Below are 21,786 nucleotides of genomic sequence, written 5' to 3' on the forward strand. Positions count from 1 at the left end.
GAAGTATATGATGCAGCAGTAGAGCAGCGTGATGATTTGGTGGGTTCTCTTGCGGCTTGGGATAAAGAAACGAAACATATTGAAACAACACTAGCTTCTCTAGAAACACTTGAACAAGCTATGGGCGAAGCCCGTGAGGAAGTAACTTTCTTAAGTCGCCTAAATGATTTGGCAAATGGCGGTGAACAAGGGTTTAAAAATGTAACCTTTGAGCGCTATGTATTGGGAGCTATTTTAGATGAAGTCGTATATGCAGCTAATTTACGGCTTCAAACGATGAGTCGTAATCGCTATTCCTTAGAACGTTCTGACTATACTGGTGGTGGACGGGGCAAACAAGGTCTTGATTTGGCAGTCATGGATGCTTTCACAGGTCAATCAAGACCTGCGAATACCTTGTCTGGTGGTGAAACATTCTTGGCTTCTATGGCCCTTGCCTTAGGTCTTGCAGATGTCATTCAAAGTTATGCAGGTGGTATTCATATGGATACGATGTTTATCGACGAAGGCTTTGGTACCCTTGATCCTGATACGTTGGAACTCGCAATGGAAACACTGGTGAAATTACAATCATCAGGTCGTCTTATCGGCATGATTTCCCATGTACCTGAATTAAAGACTCGTATACCGGCCCACTTAGAGGTCACACGTGGTGACGATGGTAGTACGGCAAAATTTGTTATTAACTAGCTATAGAATTGTCAAATGTGATACTATTAAAAGAGGAGAATTCCTACAAAAACATACTGGAATTAATTAAGGAGGTCCTATGAAGTTTTCATTTGCTCATAATAATATAAATGTTAAGGATCTTGATAAGAGTTTAGCATTCTATAAAGAGGCCTTATTACTTGAGGAATCTCGCCGCTTGGAAGATCCAAGTGGTGCTTTCACTCTTGTATATTTAAAAAGTCCGTACACAGCGCATGAACTAGAACTTACATGGTTACGCGACTGGGATCGCCCTTATAATTTAGGGGACAATGAATTCCATTTAGCGTTTTATGTAGATGACTACGAAGCAGCTCTTAAAAAGCATAAAGAGATGGGCGTTGTAGCTTACGAAAATGCTGACATGGGCATTTACTTTATTGCCGATTCAGACGGGTATTGGACAGAAATCATTCCAGCAGGTAAATACTAATGGAATATATGTTAACTCGTTTAGAGTGGTTAGTTGGTCCCGATAAAATCAAAACCTTAAAAGATACGTCTGTGGCTCTATTTGGTGTCGGCGGCGTTGGTGGTGGTGCCCTTGAGGCACTAGTTCGAGCTGGTGTGGGACGCATCGTTCTTATCGATGGCGACTCTATTGCACCAAGTAACTTAAACCGACAAATGATTACGACTCATGACACAATTGGAGAGCGTAAGGTGGAGGTAGCAAAGGCGCGAGCGCTTTCTATTAATCCGGATGTAGTGATAGAAACTCATGATATTATGTATACTGAGGAAAACTACCCTGGATTTATTCAAAGCTTGAACGTTGATTATGTAATCGATGCTATCGATATGGTAACGGCAAAACTTAATATTATTGAGGTGTGTCAACGTGAAAGCATCCCTGTTATTTCTTGTATGGGCGGCGGTAATCGCTTTTACCCTGAAAAACTTATGATTGCTGATATCAATAAGTCTCATACATGTCCTTTGGCGCGCGTTATGCGTCGGGAGCTCAAAAAACGGGGTATTAAAAAGCAATTAGTTTTATTTTCTACAGAAAAACCGACAAAACCACAGTTCCGCGGAGAAGCAACAAGCCCTGGTACATGTAGTTTTGTGCCACCAGTGGCAGGTTTTATATTAGCAGCACATGTGTTGCGTACAATTTTGGAGGTACCTGAACAATGAAAAAAGCAAAAATCCATATGGCTGACGGCGGCGATATCGTAATTGAATTATTTGATAAAGAAGCTCCTGGCACAGTACAAAACTTTATTGACTTGATCAACAAAGGTTTCTATAATGGCCTTCGTTTCCACCGTGTAATCCCTGGCTTCGTAGCTCAAGGCGGTTGCCCTAATGGCAATGGTACAGGTGGCCCTGGTTACACAATTAAAGATGAATTGATTGGCAACCCACATAAACATGAACGTGGTGCATTGTCTATGGCTCACCGTGGTCCTAATACTGGTGGTAGCCAATTCTTTATCGTATACGAACCACAACCTCACTTGGATGGTGTACACACTGTATTCGGTAAAGTAATCGAAGGTATGGACGTAGTTGATGGTATTCACCAAGGTGCCATCATGGAAACTGTTGAAGTAATCGAAGGTTAATCTCATGAATGATGTATCTATTAAACATCCAGAATGGCTATATATTGATGTAAATGGTAAAACATCATATGGGTATGACCAAGAATGGTTCACTGATGAGTGGCAACGCTTGTCTGGTTGTGGTCCTACATCGGCATCACAAGTATTGGGTTATTCGCTGTTTAGGGATGGCTTATTAGATCTGGAAACCACATCCGATCAAACGCTTGCTTTAGAACGGATGAACTTAGTTTGGAAGTATGTAAAGCCACGCTTTGGTGGTGGTGTTTATAAGACTCAATGGATGGAACGTGGTCTTACTCGTTTATTGGAGGATAAAGGCCTATCTTATGATGTACATATGTTGAATGTATCTCCGTTCTGCGCATCTCGTGTAGAGGTGGAGGCTGCAGCTCAATTTATTCATGATGCATTGGCACAAGATGTGCCTGTAGCATTTTTGAATCGTCATAAGGGTAAAGAAAAAGCTCTTTATACATGGCATTGGGTTCCAATTCACAAGATATTTATGGATGGCGATGATATTCGCTGTGGCATCTTTGATGAAGGTGAAATCCGTGATTTCTCGTTAGCAAATTGGATGAAAGACACTATTTTAGGTGGCGGTTTCTGTTATATTAGTCGTAAAGATTAAGAAACAGAGTAATTAACGTAATATACATACGCATCGCAATCATCTGCGGTGCGTATTGTAGTATAAAAGTAGGAGGTACTACATGAGTCAATGGATTACAGAGGAACAAACTCCTCATTTACGTCTTAGCGCTGAAGCAGAAGAAGTATTATACTCTGGTGAATCTGAGTTCCAAAAAATTGAAGTATTTAAATCAAAAGAGTACGGTACAATGCTCGCATTAGATGGTGTATTCCAAACGTCTGAGCGTGAAGAATTCATCTACCATGAAATGATGAGTCATGTTCCATTGTTTTTACATCCAAATCCTGAACGTGTATTGATCATCGGTGGCGGTGATGGTGGCGTAGCTAGAGAATGTGTACGCCATGATTGTGTAAAAGAAGTAACAATGGTTGAAATCGATGGTAAAGTTGTGGAGCTTGCTAAACAATATTTGCCAACTATTGCTAAAGCTATGATTGAAAACCACCCTAAATTGACTGTAAAAATTGGTGATGGCATTGGTTTCATGGCAGAAGCAGAAGATTATTATGATGTAATTATTGTAGACTGCTCCGACCCAATCGGTCCTGGTGAAGGTTTATTTACTGAAGAGTTCTATAAGAATACATTAAAAGCTCTTAAAAAAGATGGCTTATTTGTACAACAAACAGAATCTCCTATGTTACATCAACCGCTCGTAGAGAAGGTATTTGGTTATGTAAATAATCACTTCCCAATTGCGCGTTTATATACTGCATTTATTCCAATTTATCCTGCAGGTATGCATTGCTTCACATTGGGTTCCAAAACATTTGACCCATTAACATGGACACCAAATCGTGAACAAAACTTTGAAACTAAGTACTATAATGCTGAAATTCAAAAGGCTGCCTTTGCATTGCCAAATTTTGTAAAAAACTATTTGCCAACTAAGTAAATAATATGTATAATAGGGGAGCACCATTCGTAAGGTATAACTTATGAATGTGCTTCCTTATTTTTATGAGGAGAAAGAGTTTATATTAGGGATAACACACTTTTTCATTTTATTTGTAAAAGTTAAATGAAATTGAGAAAAAGGTGTTGACACAAATCTCTAGAACAGATATAATTCTCTATGTTACGAAGACAACGTCTTCGATACCTACAAGGTGGTGGGTATGGTGAAGCGGTTAACACGGCGGATTGTGGCTCCGTTACGCGTGGGTTCGATCCCCACTACTCACCCCATAACCTACACATCATAATCACTGTAGGGGTGTCGCCAAGTGGTAAGGCAACGGACTTTGACTCCGTTATGCGCTGGTTCGATCCCAGCCACCCCTGCCAACATGACTCACTAGCTCAGTTGGCAGAGCACCTGACTTTTAATCAGGGTGTCCCGCGTTCGAGTCGCGGGTGAGTCACCATTCTGGCCCGTTGGTCAAGCGGTTAAGACACCGCCCTTTCACGGCGGTATCCCGGGTTCGATTCCCGGACGGGTCACCACATGGACGATTAGCTCAGCTGGGAGAGCGCCTGCCTTACAAGCAGGATGTCGGCAGTTCGATCCTGTCATCGTCCACCAGACCAAGAAGCAAGCATAAAGCTTGCTTCTTTTTTTTGTATATGTGATATAATAGTACCAGTTGTTTTGTTTGTAAAAATTTAAAGAGTTTTATTAAGAGGAGGAACTATGTTTCGTAAATTCGGACGCTATAAACGTTCGCTACTTACAGTACTAGGTGTACTATTGGCATCTACACTTGCTACAGCAAGTGCGGCTACAATTAATATGAGTCAATTAACATCCAATAGGGCTCAACCGGTTATTATTAATTCTGTGCAATCCAATGTAGATACAACTACACCTACATTACAATCCGATAATAATGGTCAACCTATTTTGAAGGTTGCCAACACACCTGTTTCTACTCCAGTTGTAGGAACCCCAGAAAAAGCGACGATTAACACATCAAATTCTAATTATGATGGTCACTTAGAAAACTTCCCTAGTCGCAAGGTAACAATTGTAGTACCTGCCAAGTTGCGCAATGAAAACACAGCACAATTGGGTCGTTATATGACTGATCGCTTATCTAACACACTTAAATATCCGTACTACGATACAGCAATCGTAAGTACTAATACGCCAACAGCAGAAATTAGAGCTGTTGACCTTGCGCAAATTGCATCTGCGCAGAACTCTGAAATTGTTATCATGCCTGTACCATTGCAAGATGTATACGTACAAATCAATGGTGTAAATAGCCCATACGCATATAACAATGATGATCGCGAAATGTACATTGCAGCAAAAGTTAATGCATTGTTATATTACTACGATGTGAATGATCAAGTTATTCACACTGTACGCAGTGGATTCAATCAAACAGATGATTCCTTAACAATGCCAACACATAAGGCTGTATGGAATAAAGTTATGACTGTATTACTTGATAAATTACCGTATAAACGCATTCCAACAGACCGTGACCGCTATCAAGCACCTGGCATCAACTCTGAATCTCCTGTTGTACTTGACTTCCAAGTAGAACAACCTAGAAATACTGCTTACTCCTTAAAAGGTGTTAGCGTATTATAAGAGACAATAAAAAGACCGTTAAGCAATTGCTTAACGGTCTTTTTGTATTCACCTATTAATGATACATAACTTAGTGAATCAAGCCGATTAATCTAAGTTGATGCTCTGTAAAACCAGCATTTCTTAAAAGTGCAGTAAATGAACTACGGAAGGAATCAGATAAATCGCTTACGTAATAAATTGAATCATCATCTTTTGGACTTGCTGTACTTGTATTAGTAGTCGCAGCATATTTAGCATTATTAGCTTCATTTTGTTTAACCATGTTAGCTCTAAAAGCATCATTTGTAGGAGTTTCTACTGGTGGGCGAACCGAGTCAGTATATTTATAACCATAAGATGCGTCTACATGTGTTCCTAGTGTAGATGCACCAAAACAGCATGCTAATACAGCAAAAGCAATGAAAGATTTTTTTGATACGTTCATTAGAAAACCTCCAAATTAACACAATAAGTCATTAAATTTAAATGACAAATTTTAGTATAAGTAGATGACCTTAATATTAGATGAGTGTTTCCTATAAACAAAATGAAATTCTATAGAAAAAGGCTAGCCCTATGGCTAGCCTTTTTCTTTATAGTTGTTTAGTTACATGCAAGCGCAATAATGCACGTTGCAATGCTGCTTCTGCGCGTTCTACATCAATATCTGGTGTAGGATTAGATAACCGGCCTTCTGCACGTTCTTTAGCTCGACGAGCACGTTCCACATCAATGGATGATGGATCTTGGCAATCTGGGGTTACAATACTCACCTTATTATGTTCGATTTCACAGAAGCCACCAAATACGGCAAGTTCACGAGATGTTCCATCTGGTTGATCTATGCGTAATGGCGCTAAATCTAATGCGATAATCATAGGTGCATGATTTGGCAAAACACCAAATTGACCATCGATGGCTTTGCCTACAAAGAATGTAGACTTGCCTTCAAAGACAATCGCATCAGGTGTGATGATCTGTAGGGACATAGGTTCCGCCATGGATTATTCCCCCTTCTCTTGCATTTCCTTTGCTTTTTGAACGGCTTCATCAATGGTACCAACCATGTAGAATGCACCTTCCGGTAAATCGTCATGTTTACCATCAAGGATTTCTCTAAAGCCTCTCAATGTTTCGGACAATGGTACGTATTTACCAGGAGAACCTGTAAATACTTCGGCTACGAAGAATGGTTGACTCAAGAAACGTTGAATCTTACGAGCGCGAGATACAGTCAATTTATCTTCGTCAGACAATTCTTCCATACCAAGGATTGCGATAATATCTTGAAGATCGCGATATTTTTGCAATACTTCTTGTACGCCACGAGCTACTGCATAGTGTTCTTCACCAAGTACATGTGGGTCCAAAATACGGCTTGTAGAATCGAGTGGATCCACCGCTGGATAAATACCAAGTTCCGCAATGGAACGAGACAATACTGTTGTTGCATCCAAGTGAGCGAATGTCGCTGCTGGAGCAGGGTCAGTCAAGTCATCGGCTGGTACATATACAGCTTGTACAGAAGTAATGGAACCTTCTTTTGTAGATGTAATACGTTCTTGTAATGCCCCTACGTCATTAGCCAATGTAGGTTGGTAACCTACGGCAGATGGCATACGACCTAAGAGGGCAGATACTTCAGAGCCAGCTTGGATAAAGCGGAAGATGTTATCGATAAACAAGAGCACGTCTTGTTTCTTCACATCACGGAAATATTCAGCCATTGTAAGGCCTGTAAGACCTACGCGCATACGAGCCCCAGGTGGCTCATTCATTTGGCCATATACGAGGGCCGTTTTATTGATAACGCCGGATTCTTTCATTTCATTCCACAAGTCGTTACCTTCACGAGTACGTTCGCCTACGCCGGAGAATACGGAGTAACCACCGTGCTCTGTAGCAACATTGTGAATCAATTCCATGATCAATACGGTTTTACCTACACCAGCACCACCGAAAAGACCGATTTTACCACCTTTTACATATGGAGCGATAAGGTCAACAACCTTAATACCTGTTTCCAAGATTTGTGTATCTGGAGAAAGGTCATCAAATTTAGGTGCTGGACGATGAATAGGCCATTTTTCGTCAGCTACAACTGGAGCTGGATCATGGTCCACAGTTTCACCCAGTACGTTAAAGATACGACCCAATACACCTTCACCTACAGGAACGGCAATTGCAGCACCAGTATCTTCAGCATCCATATTACGGGTCATACCGTCAGTAGAGCTCATCGCAACGCAACGTACAGTATCATCACCTAAGTGTTGCATAACCTCTACTACAATTTTTTGTCTATCATGTGCCTTATGATCATGGTAGATGTTGATGGCGTTGTAGATGCTTGGCAAATGACCAGCATCGAAGCGCACGTCTACAACTGGGCCAATGACCTGCACAACTTTACCAATATTATTACTCATCGACAGATGTCTCCTTATTTATTGCAAGGCATTAGCGCCACCAACGATTTCAGAAATTTCGTTTGTAATGCTAGATTGACGTAACTTGTTATATTCAAGCCCCAAGGAATCAATGAGTTCCCCTGCATTGTCTGTAGCAGATGTCATGGCTGTCATGCGAGCACCAAGTTCACTTGCTGCAGATTGCAACAATCCATTATAAACAGTAATTTCTAAATATTTTGGTAGCAACGCCTCCAAGACAGATACAGCGGAAGGCATAAAGTCATATTCTTCCCCTTTTACCTCATCTTGTGGTTGCTCTATCGGCAACAAGCGCTCAGCCTGTGCAATTTGCGTCATAGAATTTACAAAACGTGTATAGATCATGATGACTTCGTCAACTTCATGACGTTCGTATAGTGAAAGTGCTTCATGCATAATGGCACGCGCATGTTCATAGGAAGGTTTATCAGAGAAGCCCGCATAGGACTTATCGATATGAATTCCTCTGGATTTCATGCTGTCTCTTGGCTTTTTACCAGCCGTGATAACACGATATGTATCGGAAGATTTGCCATGCAATTGCTCCATAGCAAATTTCAATACATTAGACGAGAATGCCCCTGCAAGGCCCTTATCAGCACCTATTACTATATAGCACGTACGCTTTATAGGGCGTACCTCTAGTAAAGGACTGCTAAAGCCTTCTAAATCACTATTAGACATATGACGCAAGATTTGCCCAATTTTTTCTGCGTAAGGACGTGTAGATTCCGCTTTTGTTTGTGCCCTACGAAGACGAGCTGAAGCAACCATCTTCATCGCTTTTGTAATTTGTTGCGTATTGGTAACACTTTTTATGCGTTTTCGCAAATCTTGTGCACTAGCCATACATTACGCCTCCTTATGAGACACTAATGTATGCGTAGAACCAAATGCTTCTACACATTCTGGGATTGCTTGTTTCAATAGATTTTCAGTATCTTCGTCAATTTTCTTAGACGTTTCAATATTTGTGATGATTTCAGGATAGTTAGCTTTTATATAACGTAAAAGTTCAGCTTCAAACGCTAAAATATCATCCACTTGAATACTTGCTAAATATCCTTTTGTACCAGCGTAAAGATTAATAACCATTTCTGCTACGCTCATAGGTTCATATTGACCTTGTTTTAACATTTCAGTCAAACGTTCACCACGGTCTAATTGTGCTTTAGTAGCCGCATCAAGATCGGAACCGAACTGAGCGAAAGCAGCCAACTCACGATATTGAGCAAGGTCCAAACGCAATTGGCCTGCTACTTGTTTCATCGCTTTAGTTTGCGCACTACCACCTACACGGGATACGGACAAACCTACATCAACCGCTGGGCGGATGCCAGAGTAGAACATATCTGTACCCAAGAAAATTTGACCATCAGTAATGGAAATTACGTTTGTTGGGATGTATGCAGATACATCACCTGCTTGTGTTTCAATGATTGGCAACGCAGTAATGGAACCACCACCAAGTTCTGGTGAAAGTTTCGCAGCACGTTCTAATAGACGGCTGTGTAAGTAGAATACGTCGCCTGGATACGCTTCACGCCCTGGTGGACGGCGTAATAATAAAGACATAGCACGGTAAGCAGCCGCTTGCTTAGTTAAGTCATCATATACACAAAGTACATGTTTGCCTTTGTACATGAAGTATTCACCCATAGCAACACCTGCGTACGGAGCGATGTATTGTAGTGGAGCCCCTGTAGAAGCACTAGCAGAAACGACGATTGTATACTCCAACGCACCTGTTTCTTCCAATTTTTGTACTACACGAGCTACGGTAGATTCTTTTTGACCAATTGCTACATAGATACAAATTACATCTTTACCTTTTTGATTGATAATTGTATCAAGAGCAATTGCAGTTTTACCTGTACCACGGTCACCAATGATAAGCTCACGTTGGCCACGGCCAATTGGTACCATCGCATCGATAGCTTTCAAACCTGTTTGCAATGGTTCGTTTACAGATTGACGATCCGCAATACCAGGTGCTGGATGTTCTACAGGACGACGTTCTGTCGCTTGAATAGCACCCTTACCATCGATAGGCTGACCCAACGGATTTACTACACGACCAATAAGTGCATCACCTACTGGTACGTCCATAATTTTGCCAGTACGGCGTACTTCATCGCCTTCTTTAATTAAGAAGTCGTCACCTAATAGTACGGCACCAACATTATCTAATTCTAAGTTCAAAACCAAGCCATATACGCCGTGTGGTAACTCTAACAACTCACCAGCCATGGCTCTTTCAAGACCATAAATATGGGCGATGCCATCCCCTACGTCAAGAACAGTACCCACGTCATCGACATTGAGGTCAACATCATAGTCCTGAATCTGCTGTTTAATTATAGCAGTGATTTCTTCAGGCTTCATTTTCATATATACCCATTCACCCCTATCTAATAGAGTTCGTTCTTAATAAAGATTTTTCTAATTCCTCTAAACGGCGAGCTACAGAGCCATCAATGCGTTTATCCCCTACTTGGATAACGATACCACCCATAATGGATGGATCTTGACGCACGGATAAGATGACATCTTTTCCTGTTACTTCTCTTAGTTTAGCTTGTACAGATGCTTCTACATCAGCTGTAATTGGTTCAGCTACTGTTACAGTAGCTTCCAAAATACCACGTGCTGCACGTGATTTCTTAATAAACGCTTCGATAGTCGATGCTATATAGCGATAACGACCGCGCTTAATCATCACATAAATAAAGTGTAGAGCAACTTTATCGATACTAGAGTCAAAAATTTTACCAATAAGCTTAATCTTTGCATCTTCTGTAACGATTGGATTTTCAAGGAATGAGCTTAATTCAGGTTGCTCATCCATTACAAATGCTACATAGCCTAATTGCTCCTCCATGAGATCCAACTTATTTTGTTCTTGAGCTAATTCAAACATAGCTGAACTGTATTTATCTGCTACAATTTCTATGCTCATCGTATCACAACCCTATCGTTTTACTATCAAGTTGACGAATAGCGTCTTCGATCAATTTCGTATTAGTTTCGCTGTTCATATCTTTAGCAACAACTTTACCAGCCATAGCTACAGATAAGGAAACAACTTCATTGCGCAAGCTGTTCATAGCACGATCACGTTCAATGGCAATATCTTGACGAGCACGATTTTTTTCTTGTTCAATTTGCTCGCGAGCTGTTGCTAATTGTTCACGTGTTGTATTTTCTGCTTCTTGAATTGCTTTTTCAACAATTTTTTGTGCCTCTACACGAGCATTAGAAATTTGAGCTGCATAATCAGCTTTAAATTCCTCTGCTTCTGCACGAGCTTTTTCTGCAGCTTCTAAGTCTTTAGCAATTCGTTCTTTACGTTCTGTCATCATAGCCAATAATGGTTTATATGCAAAACGAGCCAATAGCCAAACTAATATAAAAAAGTTCAACATTTGAGCAAGAATCGTTCCAAGGCTTAAGTCAACCAAGGTTATTCCTCCTCGTTATTATCTGAATAACAAAATAAATGCTACTACTACACCGATGATAGGCATCGCTTCGATCAAACCAATCGCTACGAACATTGTAGACATCAATTGACCACGTAATTCTGGTTGGCGTGTAATACCTTCGATTACTTTGCTAGATACAAGACCATCACCGATACCTGCACCAATGGCACCACAACCTACTGCGATTGCTGCTGCTAATGCGAATAAACCTTGAGCTTCCATAATATATCCTCCGTAAAAAATTAATGTTCCTCACTAAGAGCCATCCCCAAGTAGGAGGCAGTAAGAACTGTGAAAATAAAGGCTTGAATAATACCGATAAATAAACTAAAAGCAATCCAAACCCATGGTACAGGTACAAACCAAGGCAAGTTATACAATACTTCTAACAAAATTTCACCAGCTACGATATTGCCGAATAGACGGAAAGCAAGTGTAACTGGTTTTGCAATTTCCTCAAAAATATTAAGGATTAGCAAAGCCTTATAAGGTTGTACAAAATGATTGAAATAGGATAAGCCTTTAACTTTAATCCCCATAACCCATACCACTAATGTGCTACATAGAGCTAATGCAATTGTAGTATTAATATCGGATGTTGGTGATGTTAAAGCCTTAAACGTTGGCATTAAACCCAGTTCGTTCCCTACAAAAATAAATAAGAAAAACGTAAATAACAAGGAACTTACCATCGGCCAATGACGACCCAAGTTCGGAGCTAGCTGCCCCTCTAAGCCTTCTAATATAGCTTCCACTATATTTTGCAAGCCTACAGGCACCAATTTACGTCCTCGGGTGGCCAATACTGTTACCAGTATTACAATAGCCATAGTAACCCATGTAGCAATCAAGGTATCAATATTAAATGTTAACCCCAACCACTGCACGACCTCATGGTGTCCCGCATGTAATTCCACGTTCTCAACCCCTTCCATAGTCATAATAAAAACCTTATATATTTACAATTAATATAAATATATTATATATGTATCATCATACATCGTTATAGATATATAATCAACACTTACAAGGTAAACAATTCCAATTACTCATAATCACATTGTGTATAATGCATTATCGGTATACACCTATCATTCTTACTGCTACTTACGGGGTCAGAAATGCCGACTAAGCCACCAATACACCACATATAATGCCGGTTGTATGAGTGCAATACCTATAAACATGCTAACAGCTTCAACGCCAGGTATTTTTAATCCTAAGACGACCAAAGAGCCTACTAACATAAGACGCCATATCATCTGCCTGCGAGCTTTACGTACGGCTTTATAAGGGTCTCCTGACACAATAGATTGTCCATGCAAAGCCAAGCTAAGCAAGTAGAGTACCATTATAAAAATGCCCCAAAGCCATCCCCATAGATACACTTCTAAGCCACATAAAACTTGTATTATACCGCCTAAAAAGGCAATAAAAAAACAAGTTAGTAGCACACGCACTATGAATTTAATATATTGATTCATATATACCTCACTACTTAACTTGTTTATATAACATATAAAAGCCTGTTATAGCTCCAATAAGACCAAATATAACCATACATAATGGTTCAGTTCTAAACCAACCATCTAGTATATATCCAATCCCAATAAAGCCACCTATACAGAAAACGAGTGTGAGCCCCGCCGATGTTGCCATGACGAGGGCTTTCACAAGGTCCTTATCCATATTATTTACCAAAACGTTCAGGACGATTAGGATCGCCTAAAAATTCATGGCGCAACGCTTGGATGATGCGTTCAGATGCTTTGCCGTCACCATATGGGTTAACGGAATTAGACATCAATTTATAAGCCTCTGCATTGCTCAACAATTCATGAGCTGCTGCATGTACAGCGTCTTTGTCAGTACCTACAAGGCGCACAGTACCAGCTTCAACAGCTTCTGGGCGTTCTGTAGTATCACGCAATACGAGAACTGGTTTACCAAGAGCTGGTGCTTCCTCTTGAATCCCACCAGAATCAGTAAGAATCAAATAGGATTTAGCCATCAAATTAGCAAATGGTTCGTAATCAAGCGGGTCAATTAATGTAACACGTTCTACAGAACCGAGTTCTTCTTGTACAACTTGGCGAACTTTAGGATTCTTATGTACAGGGAATACCACTTGAATATCTTTAAATTCATCAAGCAAATCGCGAATAGCTTGGTATACATGGCGCATAGGCTCACCCAAGTTTTCACGGCGATGTGTAGTAACAAGCACTGTACGTTTTTCAGGATCTAATGCATTGATAGCAGCATCATCAAACACATAATTTTCTTGTACTGTTGTATCAAGGGCATCAATAACCGTATTGCCTGTTACATACAAATGGTCTGTATTTATATTTTCTTTTTTAAGATTACTTTCAGAACTAGCTGTTGGTGCAAAATGATATGTCGCAATAGAACCAGTCAACTTGCGGTTCATCTCTTCTGGGAATGGAGAGTAAATATCACCAGTGCGAAGGCCTGCTTCTACATGGCCTACAGGAATTTCTTGATAGAAGGACGCCAAAGCACCTGCAAAGGTAGTTGTAGTATCACCATGTACAAGAACCACATCAGGTTTAGCTTCTTCTAATACATCTTTAAGGCCCATCAATGCACGGTTTGTTACATCGTACAATGTTTGACCTTGGCTCATAATATTCAAGTCGTAATCAGGGGTAATATTAAACAAGTTTAGTACTTGATCGAGCATATCGCGATGTTGTGCCGTAACGGTTACAATCGGCTCCATATCTGGTGCTGCTTCTAGTGCTTTTACAAGAGGAGCCATCTTGATAGCTTCAGGTCTTGTACCAAAGATTGTCATAACTTTTAACATAGTTGCCTCCAACATAGTAGGATAGAAAAAATGGGGCGCTGTGCGCCCCACATATGGTTATTTCTTATGGGAATCGTCAGATTCCTCTAAAGCTTTTGCCAATTCTTCACGATCAAAGGAAATAGTTTCATCTGAATCGCTGCGTTCAATTGTAGGACGTGGTAATGGATGTCCAGCCGCATCACTATGGGTAATAACACCAAGGCGACGAGCCACATAAATACTACCTAAGAAGATAACGAGTACTAATGCGATACCAATCCAAGCATTGACCTCTGCTACGATGACGGATACGCCACCAAAGAGAGCCGTTACAGCATACATCATTAGCACCGCTTGCTTTTGAGATAAGCCTTGTGCTAACAAACGATGATGCACATGGCCTTTATCAGGCTTGAAAATTGGACGACCGCTAATTTTACGGCGTACGATAGCAAATAATGTATCGAGAATTGGTAAGCCTAGCACGATTGCTGGTACTACTAATGCAATAGTAGCCGCTGTTTTAACAGCACCCATTACAGAAATAGCTGCTAAAGTATAACCGAGGAGCATAGAACCCGTATCACCCATGAAAATTTTCGCTGGGTTAAAGTTATACCGCAAGAACCCTACTGTTGCACCTGCTAGTGCCAATGAAATACAGGCAAGGTCAGTTTGACCAAGTTGTAATGTCATAGCACAAACAGCAATACAAGCAATAAAGGAAATACCTGCTGCCAAGCCATCAAGTCCATCGATAAGGTTTACGATATTCGTAAAGCCTACAATCCAGAAAATAGTCAATGGAGCAGCCCAATATTTAAGATATACTACACCACCCCAAGGAAGGTTGATAAAGTCTACGCGAATATCGTAAGCTACCAAAATAGCTGCTGCTATAATTTGGCCCATCAACTTAGTCTTTGGCTCAATTTGTTTAATATCGTCCCAAATGCCAACAAGCACAAGGATAACGGTACCAAGTACAAAGCCAAATAGTTTATGGTCATGTGGGATAGATCCATTAAAGAGGACCGACCCGACATAACCGAGAAAGATTGCTAACCCACCAAGTCGTGGAATAGCACCATGATGTACCTTGCGGGCATCAGGTTTATCTATTGCCCCAACAGCAACGGCAAAGCGTTTCACCAAAGGGGTAAGTGCAAAGGTTATGACGAGCGCCAGAGCAAAGGCCCATACATAATCGAGCACATAATCACTCATAAGACACCTCCAACAACTGGGTTAAAACAATATTAGTTCGTTAAGCTACGAATAGGTGCAGGAATACGGCCACCACGTGCGATGAACTCAGCTGCACTATATGGACTCACTTCAATAATTGGAGCATAGCCTAACAAGCCACCAAACTCAACAACCTCGCCTACTGTTTTACCAGGTACAGGAATTACACGAACCGCAGTTGTCTTATTATTAATCATACCAATAGCAGATTCATCAGCAATGATTGCAGAAATTGTATCTGCTGTTGTGTCTCCAGGAATAGCAATCATGTCAAGGCCCACAGAACATACGCATGTCATAGCCTCTAATTTATCGAGGGATAAACTGCCACAAGATACGGCATCAATCATACCAGCATCTTCAGATACTGGAATAAATGCACCACTGAGGCCGCCTACGTGAGAGGATGCCATAAGACCACCTTTTTTCACCGCATCATTAAGTAATGCAAGTGCCGCAGTCGTACCATGACAACCACAAGATGACAAGCCCATTTCTTCGAGAACGTGAGCAACAGAATCGCCTACCGCTGGTGTTGGCGCCAAGGACAAATCGATAATGCCGAATGGTTTACCAAGACGACGAGATGCCTCTTGTGCTACTAATTGGCCTACACGAGTAATTTTAAAAGCAGTGCGTTTAATCGTTTCTGCTACAACGTCAAAGGACTGACCACGCACAGACTCAAGTGCGTGTTTTACAACGCCTGGACCAGATACGCCTACAGAAATGGCACTATCACCTTCAGTTACACCAAAGAAGGCACCCGCCATGAACGGATTATCCTCTACAGGGTTACAGAAAATAACGAGCTTAGCACAACCAAGCGCATCATTATCCTTTGTAAGTTCTGCTGTTTTCTTAACGATGATACCCATGTCGCGAACTGCATCCATGTTGATCCCCGTTTTAGTAGAGCCCACACCTACAGAGCTACATACGATATCTGTAGTTGCCAGCGCTTCTGGGATGGAATCAATCAAAATGCGGTCAGCCCGTGTAGCACCTTTTGTTACAAGAGCAGAGAAACCGCCGATAAAGTTTACACCTACTGTTTTTGCAGCGCGATCCATCGCTTCTGCAATAGGAACATAGGATGTTAAATCACTACCACCAGCCACTAATGAGATCGGTGTTACAGAAATACGTTTGTTAATGATAGGAATACCAAACTCGCGCTCAATATCCTCACCAGTAGACACAAGGTGCTCTGCTTCTTTCGTAATGCGATCATAAATGCGATCACACAACTCTTTACCAGAGCTAGATGCACATTCAAGCAAGCTAATACCCATTGTAATGGTACGTACGTCAAGCTTGTTATCATGAATCATCTGATTCGTTTCTAAAATATTGTCGATAGATAACATAGTGCCTCCTATCCTACACGGTGCATGCTTAAGAAAATATCAGCATGTTGTGCACGGATTTCAACACCAAGTTCTTTACCGAGTGCATTCAAAGCATCTTGAATAGATGTCAAATCTTTCACATCTTCAGACTTTGTTTCACACATCATAATCATATTGAAAACGCCATCAAGAATGGTTTGATTTATAGACATAATGTTTACGCCGTGGTTAGCAAGTACAGTACTAACCCCTGCAATGATACCAACGCGGTCAACGCCGACAACGGTAACAACTAATTTCATAACATCACCTTTTCTGAGCACTACAAACTATTTGACCCATATAGGGTATTCAATAAACTATATTAATATATTATATCACATTTATTATTTTTCTACGGTGAAATCTTCATGAGTTTTCATGTAAAAATAGTATTTTACACTTCGTCGGATAATGCAGCCGTTACGATAGCCTCTCCTGCTGTCAATAACGCGACTAAACCTTTATCCCCTTTATAGCTTTCACCATAGATTTTATACAAATCCTCTGTACCGGACGGACGCGCTACAAACCAACCTGTTTCAGTTTCTACGCGAACCCCATCGATGGGCATATCCTTGTATAAGGATGTAGTGCGTATATTAGTAATAGGGTCTCCATCTACCTCTGTAGCCGTAATGGAACTTGCATTCAACTGTTTCAACTTGGCCTTTGCCGCCTTTGTACAAGCCGCATCAATGCGACCAAATCGTGGGTCACCACAACCTTCAACAATATTATTGTAGAGGCGATCAACAGTTGCGCCCATAACGGCATACATTTCCATTGCTAGAAGCGCCATTACCATGCCGTCTTTATCGGTAGTCCATACGGTGCCGTCCTTTTTAAGGAACGATGCGCCTGCAGATTCTTCACCGCCGATACCAATCTCACCATCAAATAATAAAGAGCTAAAATATTTAAAGCCTACCGGAACCTCATAAACCGGAATGTCTTTAACAGCCGCCCATTTATCAATCATAGTGGTACAAACAACGGTTTTACCTACCCCTTTATCTGTCCAACCACGGGTTGTAAACAAATAATCTGCAGCAACCGTAAGGAACGCATTAGGAGAAGCAAGTCCCTCTGCAGTAACGATACCGTAGCGATCATAATCAGGATCATTGCCAACAGCGAGATCATAATTGCCAATTTGTTTAGTTACATCCGCCATCGCATATTCAGAAGAACAATCCATACGCACCTTGCCATCATGGTCATAGGTCATAAAGCTAAAGGTTGGATCGTACTCATCATTGATAATATCCATATTAAGATTATACCGCTCTTTAATAGCACGCCAATAACCAAGGCCACTACCACCTAATGCATTGACAAGAACCTTAGGTTTAGCACTTTGAATGGCCTCCATATTAATAATGGAGGATAGTTCTTCAACATATAAGCCCTTATAGTCATAAGGCACCTGTTGGTCTGGTTCAATATTATCAATACTAATGCGTTTGAACCCTTCTAATTCACAATAAGCACGAACGTACTCATTGGCGCGGGTTTCAATCCATTTTGTAATCAACGTATCTGCAGGGCCACCGTTGGTAGCATTATACTTAATGCCCCCATTATCTGGAGGATTGTGAGATGGTGTAATAACGATACCATCTGCTTTTTTATCGTGACTTTCATTATATCGAATGATTGCACGAGACACAGATGGTGTTGGAACAAAGTCCATATCCGCATCAACCATGGCAGTCACACCATTACCAGCAAGTACCTCAAGCACTGTTACTAATGCAGGCTGAGATAAAGCATGTGTATCTTGGCCCACAAAAATGGGTCCTGTCGCACCAAATTGACCACGACCATCACAGATTGCCTGTGTAATAGCCGCTACGTGTAAATCCGTAAAGGTACCATTTAAAGAGGTACCACGGTGGCCTGATGTACCAAAGGATACGAGTTGTGTCGGATCAGTTACATCTGGCGCATTGTCAAAATAGGCATCTACCAGAGTTTGTACATCTATAATATCTTGTTCTTGTACAGGCGTACCTGCTAATTTATGAGCCATAGGAACCTCCTAATCTCAAATGTATATGTCATTCATAAAATATTATATTTACACATAATTAATATGAGATGACTAATGCTTACATTTTGAATTTTACTTTTCTGATTTTACATTTTGCTTTACTTAGCGATTATGTATAGTCTGTGTATTATCCTCTTGTGTGGTACTCTTATCTTTTAACTGTTCACACACTTCAGTAGGGATAATCGGTTGTGTAAAGCCTTGCCCAATGACCTCTTGCGCATCAGTTATTAAGATGAACACATTTGGATCCGCCTCTTGAATAACCTCTTTTAATTTATTTACTTGCAAGAGATTAACGGCTACCATAACGATTTGCTTCGGCGTCCGCGTATAAGCACCAATGCCATTAATGATAGTTGCGCCACGACCAACCTTATTGATGATGCATTCACAGACCTCATCAGTACGATAGGTAATGATGAAAGCAACCTTCCGCTGATTAAAGCCGATAACCACCTTATTCGTAATGATGGTATACACATAGACACTAATAAGTGTGACCGCTACGGCTTCAAGGCCAACAACACCAATTGCAGCAACAAGGATAGCACAGTTTATGGCACTATTAATGGACCCCATTTGAAGTCCATAATATTTGCGTACAATGAGTGCAATAGGATCAAGCCCACCTGTGTTACCGCCTACGCGGTACACAATGCCAAGACCTACACCAGTAGTAATACCAGCCATCATGGAACTCAACAAAGGATCCTTAATAATCATGTCATATTGCAAGAAGTTAAATAAATCAACCATCCAAGACAGCATCAATGTGCCATACAAGGTTTTGATAACAACACGGGTGCCCAGCCACTTCCAAGCAGCCCAGAATATAGGAATATTTAAAATCATATTCCAAGAACCAACAGATAAGCCCGTTAAATAATACAAAATCAAGCCTACCCCACTAATACCAGTACTCACCAATTTGTGTGGCAATACAAAGGCATCAAGGCCGGCACCAAATATGGCACATCCAAGAATGACCATAAGGCTTTCATAGATAACACTTCTATACTTAGCGAACATAGCTTCCTCCAAATTGCCATTTCACTATAAATATTCTATAATGAACTAACTAAAACATACGCTATTTACAATACATTTAGTAATAAAACAATATGCGTATACAAATTCATCATAAACCACTTAATGGTTATTTTCAATCACTTTATAAGAGTATAAAATAAACATATAAATTGCATATATTCTGTATGTTACAAACGAGGCTATCATGAGTAAAAGTTTTGAGCAACTCGGTTGCAGTAAAATCAATATTGGACTTGCCATTACGGGCAAGCGTGAAGACGGATATCACGATATCGACTCTATCTTCCAATCCATTCGCCTTAGCGACTCCATTTATTTTGCGAAGCATCATTCCGTAGTTTTCTCCGGTGGCGCTCCAGAATTACCTGAGTATATGCAAAAATTAGTTACTTATGGTGAAGAAAATCTTGCCCTCAAAGCATTACGGGCAATACAAGCTTATACCGGTTGCAAAGCGGGAGCTGCCATTCACCTATTAAAACGAGTACCTATTCAAGCCGGTCTTGGCGGTGGGAGTGCTGATGCGGCTGCTATGTTAGTAGGTCTCAATCGATTCTGGGACTTACGACTCACCCAAGAGGAACTTTTACAAATCGGTGCTACTCTTGGATCCGATGTGCCATTCCTATTGCAAGGTGGTACAGCACGTGGCACGGGGCGTGGTGAAATATTAACATACGGAAAATCTCCAGATCCACATTGGTTATTGCTAGTAAAGCCAAAGGTATCTGTATCAACTGCAGCTGCTTATGGTCGCTTCACGAATAAGTCCGTAGCAACAAAACAAACCATCGATACAGTCCAACAACACCTAGAAAATAATGACTTAAAATCAGCATTCCTTACTAGTGCTAATACATTTGAAGAACTACTCTTCCCTGACCATGAAGAACTTGTCATTTGTAAAGAATTCTTCACTAGTCGTGAATATCCAACGATTATGACCGGTAGTGGTCCTACAATGGTGGTATTGCTGGATAAACCAATGGAAGCATTACAACTGCAAGAAGAGATCAAAGCAGCAGGCCATGATTGGCTATCGCTCATTACAAAAACATGTACACAGGAGGACTTACCATGACAAAACGGTTACAACCAATACGCCTCGATGCGTATAAACCTCTACGCGAAGTCGTAAGTGAAACATTACGTCAAGCCATTCAAGACGGCGTGTTAAAACCAGGCGAACGCCTTATGGAAATTCCTCTAGCTGAAGAACTCGGTGTGAGCCGTACACCAATTCGCGAAGCCATTCGTAAGCTTGAGCTCGAAGGCTTTGTTGTTATGGTTCCTCGCCGTGGCACATACGTAGCCAATATATCGTTAAAGGATATTACTCAAGTATTCGAAATTCGGTCTGCCCTCGAAGAACTCGCAGCAGGCCTTGCAGCAGAACGTATCACTGCAGAAGAAATCGAAACATTAGAACGAATGCTCGTAGAGATTGGCGATCATATGGAAAACAAGGACATGGAATCCGTCGTAGCAGCAGACGTAGAATTCCACGAAGTATTATACCGTGCCTCTCGTAACGAACGACTTGCAGACATCGTGCACAACTTGCGCGAGCAAACTTACCGTTTCCGTAGCTTCTCCATGAATCAACCGGGTCGTCTTAGAAAGACATGGGAAGAACATCGCCAACTCGTAGAAGCTATCGCCTCTCATAACGCAACACAAGCTCGTAAATTGGCTCAGATTCACATGGAACACTCTGAACAGACCTTATTAAAAGGTATGGAAGAATCTCAAGAGTTTATCAAGGCATAAGGAATCTCCTTACCTATAATAGAACAATAAATGACTAACAAATCTCTC

Annotated in this window: 26 protein-coding genes and 5 tRNA genes; 14 read left to right on the top strand and 17 right to left on the bottom strand. The window is 40.9% G+C overall.

The genetic code is table 11. From position 1 onward, the window contains the following. From Q7P05_RS05270 to Q7P05_RS05325, 12 genes are all read left to right on the top strand, one after another. Positions 1–690, top strand: a 690-nt coding sequence (locus Q7P05_RS05270) for an SMC family ATPase (protein ID WP_303930918.1), incomplete at its 5' end; no start/stop codon positions are given. A 79-nt stretch (positions 691–769) separates the two neighbouring features. Beyond that, on the top strand, positions 770–1,144 hold the full coding sequence (locus Q7P05_RS05275; protein WP_303930919.1) for a VOC family protein: 375 nt from the start codon (positions 770–772) through the stop codon (positions 1,142–1,144). Next, positions 1,144–1,851, top strand: a complete 708-nt coding sequence (locus Q7P05_RS05280; RefSeq protein ID WP_005385682.1) for a ThiF family adenylyltransferase — start codon at positions 1,144–1,146, stop codon at positions 1,849–1,851. The genes Q7P05_RS05275 and Q7P05_RS05280 overlap by 1 nt, the downstream gene beginning before the upstream one ends. Beyond that, positions 1,848–2,282 carry a peptidylprolyl isomerase gene (locus tag Q7P05_RS05285; protein WP_005385683.1) on the top strand — a complete coding sequence of 145 codons (435 nt, stop codon included), beginning with the start codon at positions 1,848–1,850 and terminating at the stop codon, positions 2,280–2,282. The genes Q7P05_RS05280 and Q7P05_RS05285 overlap by 4 nt, the downstream gene beginning before the upstream one ends. 4 nt (positions 2,283–2,286) lie before the next feature. Next, positions 2,287–2,916 (top strand): hypothetical protein, encoded by a 630-nt coding sequence (locus Q7P05_RS05290; RefSeq protein ID WP_105089630.1) that lies wholly within the window; start codon positions 2,287–2,289, stop codon positions 2,914–2,916. Between the two features lie 82 nt (positions 2,917–2,998). Then, a complete protein-coding gene (speE, locus tag Q7P05_RS05295; protein ID WP_024065843.1) occupies positions 2,999–3,838 on the top strand; it encodes a polyamine aminopropyltransferase in 840 nt (279 codons plus the stop codon). Between the two features lie 217 nt (positions 3,839–4,055). Next, positions 4,056–4,131 (top strand) — tRNA-His (locus Q7P05_RS05300). Between the two features lie 24 nt (positions 4,132–4,155). Continuing rightward, positions 4,156–4,230, top strand: a tRNA-Gln gene (locus tag Q7P05_RS05305). A 4-nt stretch (positions 4,231–4,234) separates the two neighbouring features. Beyond that, positions 4,235–4,310: transfer RNA gene (locus Q7P05_RS05310), tRNA-Lys, on the top strand. A 4-nt stretch (positions 4,311–4,314) separates the two neighbouring features. Further along, positions 4,315–4,389 (top strand) — tRNA-Glu (locus Q7P05_RS05315). A 3-nt stretch (positions 4,390–4,392) separates the two neighbouring features. After that, a tRNA-Val gene (locus tag Q7P05_RS05320) sits at positions 4,393–4,468 on the top strand. A gap of 108 nt (positions 4,469–4,576) precedes the next feature. Continuing rightward, positions 4,577–5,485, top strand: coding sequence for a hypothetical protein (locus tag Q7P05_RS05325; RefSeq protein WP_303930921.1), 909 nt, complete (start codon positions 4,577–4,579; stop codon positions 5,483–5,485). A gap of 70 nt (positions 5,486–5,555) precedes the next feature. On the opposite strand, the gene Q7P05_RS05330 is transcribed toward Q7P05_RS05325, so the two are convergent. From Q7P05_RS05330 to Q7P05_RS05410, 17 genes are all read right to left on the bottom strand, one after another. Continuing rightward, positions 5,556–5,912 (bottom strand): hypothetical protein, encoded by a 357-nt coding sequence (locus tag Q7P05_RS05330; protein WP_303930923.1) that lies wholly within the window; start codon positions 5,910–5,912, stop codon positions 5,556–5,558. Between the two features lie 148 nt (positions 5,913–6,060). Beyond that, positions 6,061–6,468 (bottom strand): ATP synthase F1 subunit epsilon, encoded by a 408-nt coding sequence (gene atpC, locus Q7P05_RS05335; protein ID WP_105089723.1) that lies wholly within the window; start codon positions 6,466–6,468, stop codon positions 6,061–6,063. Between the two features lie 3 nt (positions 6,469–6,471). Continuing rightward, positions 6,472–7,896, bottom strand: a complete 1,425-nt coding sequence (gene atpD / locus Q7P05_RS05340) for a F0F1 ATP synthase subunit beta (protein WP_060924365.1) — start codon at positions 7,894–7,896, stop codon at positions 6,472–6,474. Between the two features lie 18 nt (positions 7,897–7,914). Next, positions 7,915–8,769, bottom strand: a complete 855-nt coding sequence (gene atpG / locus Q7P05_RS05345) for an ATP synthase F1 subunit gamma (protein ID WP_060924366.1) — start codon at positions 8,767–8,769, stop codon at positions 7,915–7,917. 3 nt (positions 8,770–8,772) lie between these two features. Continuing rightward, entirely contained in the window at positions 8,773–10,311 is a 1,539-nt protein-coding gene (gene atpA / locus Q7P05_RS05350; protein WP_105094203.1) for a F0F1 ATP synthase subunit alpha, read from the bottom strand. 16 nt (positions 10,312–10,327) lie between these two features. Next, a complete protein-coding gene (gene atpH, locus Q7P05_RS05355; protein ID WP_303930927.1) occupies positions 10,328–10,879 on the bottom strand; it encodes an ATP synthase F1 subunit delta in 552 nt (183 codons plus the stop codon). 4 nt (positions 10,880–10,883) lie between these two features. Next, a complete protein-coding gene (gene atpF, locus Q7P05_RS05360; RefSeq protein ID WP_105089726.1) occupies positions 10,884–11,381 on the bottom strand; it encodes a F0F1 ATP synthase subunit B in 498 nt (165 codons plus the stop codon). An 18-nt stretch (positions 11,382–11,399) separates the two neighbouring features. Beyond that, complete coding sequence (gene atpE / locus Q7P05_RS05365) at positions 11,400–11,627, bottom strand: F0F1 ATP synthase subunit C (protein ID WP_004695064.1); 228 nt, start codon at positions 11,625–11,627, stop codon at positions 11,400–11,402. A gap of 20 nt (positions 11,628–11,647) precedes the next feature. Then, positions 11,648–12,322, bottom strand: a complete 675-nt coding sequence (gene atpB, locus Q7P05_RS05370) for a F0F1 ATP synthase subunit A (protein WP_227721104.1) — start codon at positions 12,320–12,322, stop codon at positions 11,648–11,650. A 198-nt stretch (positions 12,323–12,520) separates the two neighbouring features. Continuing rightward, a complete protein-coding gene (locus Q7P05_RS05375; protein ID WP_005385424.1) occupies positions 12,521–12,889 on the bottom strand; it encodes a hypothetical protein in 369 nt (122 codons plus the stop codon). 10 nt (positions 12,890–12,899) lie between these two features. After that, positions 12,900–13,094: an AtpZ/AtpI family protein gene (locus Q7P05_RS05380; RefSeq protein WP_005385422.1), complete on the bottom strand. Its 195-nt coding sequence runs from the start codon at positions 13,092–13,094 to the stop codon at positions 12,900–12,902. Position 13,095: 1 nt separating this feature from the next. After that, entirely contained in the window at positions 13,096–14,238 is a 1,143-nt protein-coding gene (gene wecB / locus Q7P05_RS05385; protein ID WP_119206792.1) for a non-hydrolyzing UDP-N-acetylglucosamine 2-epimerase, read from the bottom strand. Positions 14,239–14,295: 57 nt separating this feature from the next. Then, a complete protein-coding gene (locus Q7P05_RS05390) occupies positions 14,296–15,447 on the bottom strand; it encodes a glycosyltransferase family 4 protein (RefSeq protein ID WP_303930929.1) in 1,152 nt (383 codons plus the stop codon). Between the two features lie 32 nt (positions 15,448–15,479). Continuing rightward, positions 15,480–16,838, bottom strand: a complete 1,359-nt coding sequence (locus tag Q7P05_RS05395) for a PFL family protein (RefSeq protein WP_227721100.1) — start codon at positions 16,836–16,838, stop codon at positions 15,480–15,482. Positions 16,839–16,846: 8 nt separating this feature from the next. Further along, positions 16,847–17,122, bottom strand: a complete 276-nt coding sequence (locus tag Q7P05_RS05400) for an ACT domain-containing protein (protein WP_039968964.1) — start codon at positions 17,120–17,122, stop codon at positions 16,847–16,849. A 134-nt stretch (positions 17,123–17,256) separates the two neighbouring features. Beyond that, complete coding sequence (locus Q7P05_RS05405) at positions 17,257–18,894, bottom strand: phosphoglucomutase (protein WP_303930930.1); 1,638 nt, start codon at positions 18,892–18,894, stop codon at positions 17,257–17,259. A gap of 123 nt (positions 18,895–19,017) precedes the next feature. Continuing rightward, positions 19,018–19,947: a YitT family protein gene (locus Q7P05_RS05410; protein ID WP_227721098.1), complete on the bottom strand. Its 930-nt coding sequence runs from the start codon at positions 19,945–19,947 to the stop codon at positions 19,018–19,020. A 205-nt stretch (positions 19,948–20,152) separates the two neighbouring features. Between Q7P05_RS05410 and ispE the strand changes: the two genes are divergently transcribed. Both ispE and Q7P05_RS05420 read left to right on the top strand, forming a co-directional pair. Then, positions 20,153–21,049, top strand: coding sequence for a 4-(cytidine 5'-diphospho)-2-C-methyl-D-erythritol kinase (gene ispE, locus Q7P05_RS05415; RefSeq protein WP_119208974.1), 897 nt, complete (start codon positions 20,153–20,155; stop codon positions 21,047–21,049). Further along, positions 21,046–21,738 (top strand): GntR family transcriptional regulator, encoded by a 693-nt coding sequence (locus tag Q7P05_RS05420; protein WP_303930933.1) that lies wholly within the window; start codon positions 21,046–21,048, stop codon positions 21,736–21,738. Before ispE ends, Q7P05_RS05420 begins: the two co-directional genes overlap by 4 nt. The last annotated feature ends 48 nt before the right edge of the window (positions 21,739–21,786 follow it).

The organism is Veillonella dispar (assembly GCF_937975875.1).
GTDB lineage: Bacteria > Bacillota > Negativicutes > Veillonellales > Veillonellaceae > Veillonella > Veillonella dispar_B.